Here is a 3386-nt window from a genome sequence, read left to right as displayed (position 1 = left end):
CTTGTACCTCATCTGAGAATGCAGCCCCGACCGGCACAGATCAGCGGTTAGTGCGGGTCACGCACCCATTTCATCCCCTTTTTGGACGGCAACTTCCCTGCGTTGGCGAGCGAGCTAACTCGCAGGGCAAACGCTTGCTGTTGCAGACCGACGATGGTGCCACATGGTCGGTTCCCCCTCAATGGACGGATCTTGTGAGCCTGGACCGGGAACTTGTCGCGAGCAATGGGCGGGCGCTTTTGCTCGTTTCGAACTTGATGGAACTAGCCAGTCTGGTGGAGCGACTTTGTGGCCAATCGACCGCGCGAGCGCAGGTGAGGTGTAAGGATAATTATGCCGCTACTGTAAATGAGATTACGCCGCAAGAGGACTCAAATGCTCAATAGAAAGCTGCAATTCCGACATTTAATGCCCATATGCCATGCATTAGCCCTTGAAGTGATCAAGATTTGCGGTATATTTATATTTACGTTAACATCCGACTTCACACCCGGAGCCCATCATGCCTGCGAAGTCCGGCGGCAAGCGATCGAAGGTGGATGCCCTCATCGAGGAAGGCACCTTCAATCCAAACTCCGAGAAGGTGCGCGACCCGAAGTTCCGCGGCAGCGAGTTCTTCGATCCGCACGACGCCGTCCAGGTCAAATACGAGATGCTGCGGCGCGTCTCCATCGACAACGTCTCAGTGACGGACGCTTCCGACGAGTATGGTGTTTCCAGACCAACCTACTACCAGGCCAAGGCAAACTTCGACACGACGGGCATTGCCGGACTGGTGCCGGCAAAGCCGGGACCCCGCGGTCCCCACAAGATCGACGACGAAGTCCTGGCATTTCTGCAGGCGCGGCTGGTCCCGGGCGAGCCTGTTCGTGCGCGCGAACTCGCCAAGCTGGTCCGCAACGAACTCGATATCGCACTTCATCCCAGAACGATCGAGCGGGTGTTAAAAAAAACGATCCGCTAGGCATTGCCACGGCATCGGCATGTTCATTGCCGGCCATCGCGAACCAGTACGAGGTGCTGCGCGGTGCTGCTCTCGGCGAAGTTCTGCCGCTCAAGGCCCGTAGCGGCCTCATGCTTTTTCTGCGCCGCGGCATGTGGGGATGGGCCCGGGCGCTGCCTGCAGCGGCAAGCCCTGATCAAGAGCAGATTTACCCGTCATCGGACACCCGACCGACGCACGGCGAACTCAGCGCCGTCGTTCATGTCCTGGCGACCATCGCCATGAGCATCCACCAGCGGAGAGCACCATGAATGTACACCTCAAAGTCCAGTCTCATCACCGTGAACGCAGCGCCTACCTCTACATCCGCCAATCTTCGATGCGGCAAGTCATCGACAATACCGAGAGCGCCATGCGCCAATATGCGCTTCGCGGCCGCGCTATAGCCCTGGGTTGGCGCGAGGAGCAGATTATCGTCATCGATAACGATCAAGGTGAATCCGGCGCATCGGCGGTCTGGCGCGAGGGATTTCAGCGGCTGGTCAGCGATGTCGGCATGGGGCATGCCGGGATCGTCATGGGCCTGGAGGTCTCCCGTCTGGCCCGCAACAATGCCGATTGGCAGCGGCTGCTCGAGATCTGCGCCCTTGCTGATACCCTGATCCTCGACGAAGATGGTGTCTACGACCCGGCAAGTTTCAACGACCGGCTCCTGCTCGGCCTGAAGGGAACAATGAGTGAGGCCGAACTGCATGTGATCAAGGCACGGCTGCGCGGCGGCATCCTCAACAAGGCCCGGCGTGGCGAGTTCCGTTGCCCCCTGCCGACCGGGCTGGTCTATGACCATTCCGGGAATGTGACGCTTGATCCAGACATGCAAGTCAGAGAGACGATCGCCCATTTCTTCGAGACGTTCTCTCGCGTCGGATCCGCCTCCCAGACCGTCAAGGCCTTTCGTCAGGAAGGCATTCTCTTTCCCTCCCGTCTGCACGACAGCCAGACGGTTTTCCGGCCACTGACGCCTTCGACGGCGATGCGCGTGCTGCACAATCCACGTTACGCCGGAGCCTATGCCTATGGCCGCCGTCGCTATCGACGAACCATTGATGGCAAAAAGCTCGTGCGTGAACAAGGTAATGACGATTGGACGGCGTGTATTCCAGATGCCCATCCCGGCTATATCAATTGGGAGCAGCACCAGGAGAACCTGAGGATTTTAAAGTCGAACATCTGCCACAAATGGAACGCGGGGGTCGCATCACCTCCGCGGGAAGGCCCGGCGCTGCTGCAGGGGCGGGCCGTGTGTGGGCAGTGCGGCAGGCATTTTCGCATGCGCTACGCTGCCCGACGCAGTCGGCAGGAGGCTTGGTACGTTTGTGATCGCGCCCGTAGCAATCGCGGCGAACCCTTATGCCAGGCGATCGCCGCACCTCCCGTCGACGAAGCCATCGGCATGTTGATCGCGGAGCAGATGACGCCGGCAGCCATCGAACTGGCAATCGAAGTCCGCAAAGAGATCGAAGCGCGGCATGAAGAGGCGGATCGGCTGCGCTGTCGCGCCGTCGAGCGCGCCCAAACGGAAGCCGATCTCGCCCAGCGCCGTTTCATGCTCGTCGATCCCAATAACCGCCTCGTCGCCGATACGCTCGAAGGCGAATGGAACGGGAAGCTCCGCATCTTGGCTAATGCCCGCGAAGAGCGAGAGCGCGCCCGGGAGCGCGATCAATTCATCCTCGATAAGGCCGTCCACGAGCGGTTGGTCGCAATGACGGCGGACTTCAAAAAACTCTGGACCAATCCAGAGACCCCGAACCGCGAACGAAAGCGTCTGCTTGCCCACATCATTGAGGACGTCACCCTCCTCAAACTACCGAAGAGAGGCACAACCAAGGCTCATATTCGCTTCAAGGGCGGTAAAACCCAGACGCTTGTCACCATAAGCCCAAAATCGCCCAGCCAGCAGGTCAAGACGCACCCCGATATCATCGAACTGATAGATAAACTCCTCGACGATCATATTTTTTCCGAGATCGCAGAGATTCTCAATAGTCAGGGATACCGTCCGGGCTCGGTGACGCGCCGTGACCAGCGCAACGCCCGCTTCACAACCAAACGCGTCACCTATCTTGTTCGCGAATACAAGCTGAGATCACGCTATGACCGGCTCCGGGATCGTGGGATGTTGACAAAAAAGGAGGCGGCTGAACGCCTCAATATCCATGAACATACTCTCGCCAGATGGGCTGAACACGGCCTCGTCACCAGCCATGCCTACAACGGACACTACTATCTGTACGAGCTTCCCAAGGCAGATTTACCGCAAAAGCAATGCAGTCGATGGAACCAACTCATCGACCGCGTCGCCGCACGTAACTAAAATGCCAACCACGCCAAAACCTTCAACTGAATGCGAAAGAGAGATGCAGTATGAATGCAGATCGTT

General features: G+C 58.4%; 4 protein-coding genes. All 4 read left to right on the top strand.

The features are described 5' to 3' along the window. Nucleotides 1–50 precede the first annotated feature (50 nt). A complete protein-coding gene (locus OS035_RS33715; protein WP_165422343.1) occupies nt 51–386 on the top strand; it encodes a DUF5372 family protein in 336 nt (111 codons plus the stop codon). A 116-nt stretch (nt 387–502) separates the two neighbouring features. After that, entirely contained in the window at nt 503–964 is a 462-nt protein-coding gene (locus OS035_RS33305; RefSeq protein WP_130771899.1) for a helix-turn-helix domain-containing protein, read from the top strand. Nucleotides 965–990: 26 nt separating this feature from the next. Further along, complete coding sequence (locus tag OS035_RS33300) at nt 991–1254, top strand: hypothetical protein (RefSeq protein ID WP_130771901.1); 264 nt, start codon at nt 991–993, stop codon at nt 1252–1254. After that, nucleotides 1251–3320: a recombinase family protein gene (locus OS035_RS33295; protein ID WP_331815614.1), complete on the top strand. Its 2070-nt coding sequence runs from the start codon at nt 1251–1253 to the stop codon at nt 3318–3320. The genes OS035_RS33300 and OS035_RS33295 overlap by 4 nt, the downstream gene beginning before the upstream one ends. Nucleotides 3321–3386: the final 66 nt, after the last annotated feature.

It is taken from the genome of Rhizobium sp. 268 (assembly GCF_036571585.1).
In the GTDB taxonomy this organism is placed as follows: Bacteria; Pseudomonadota; Alphaproteobacteria; order Rhizobiales; family Rhizobiaceae; genus Rhizobium; species Rhizobium redzepovicii.
Note: the sequence above shows the minus strand (reverse complement) of the source record. Positions and strands in the feature narration are given on the sequence as shown.

Bases quoted from the DNA above. Each gene is read 5' to 3' on its own strand.
- OS035_RS33305 (WP_130771899.1), top strand. From the start codon at position 503: ATGCCTGCGAAGTCCGGCGGCAAGCGATCGAAGGTGGATGCCCTCATC.
- OS035_RS33295 (WP_331815614.1), top strand. From the start codon at position 1,251: ATGAATGTACACCTCAAAGTCCAGTCTCATCACCGTGAACGCAGCGCC.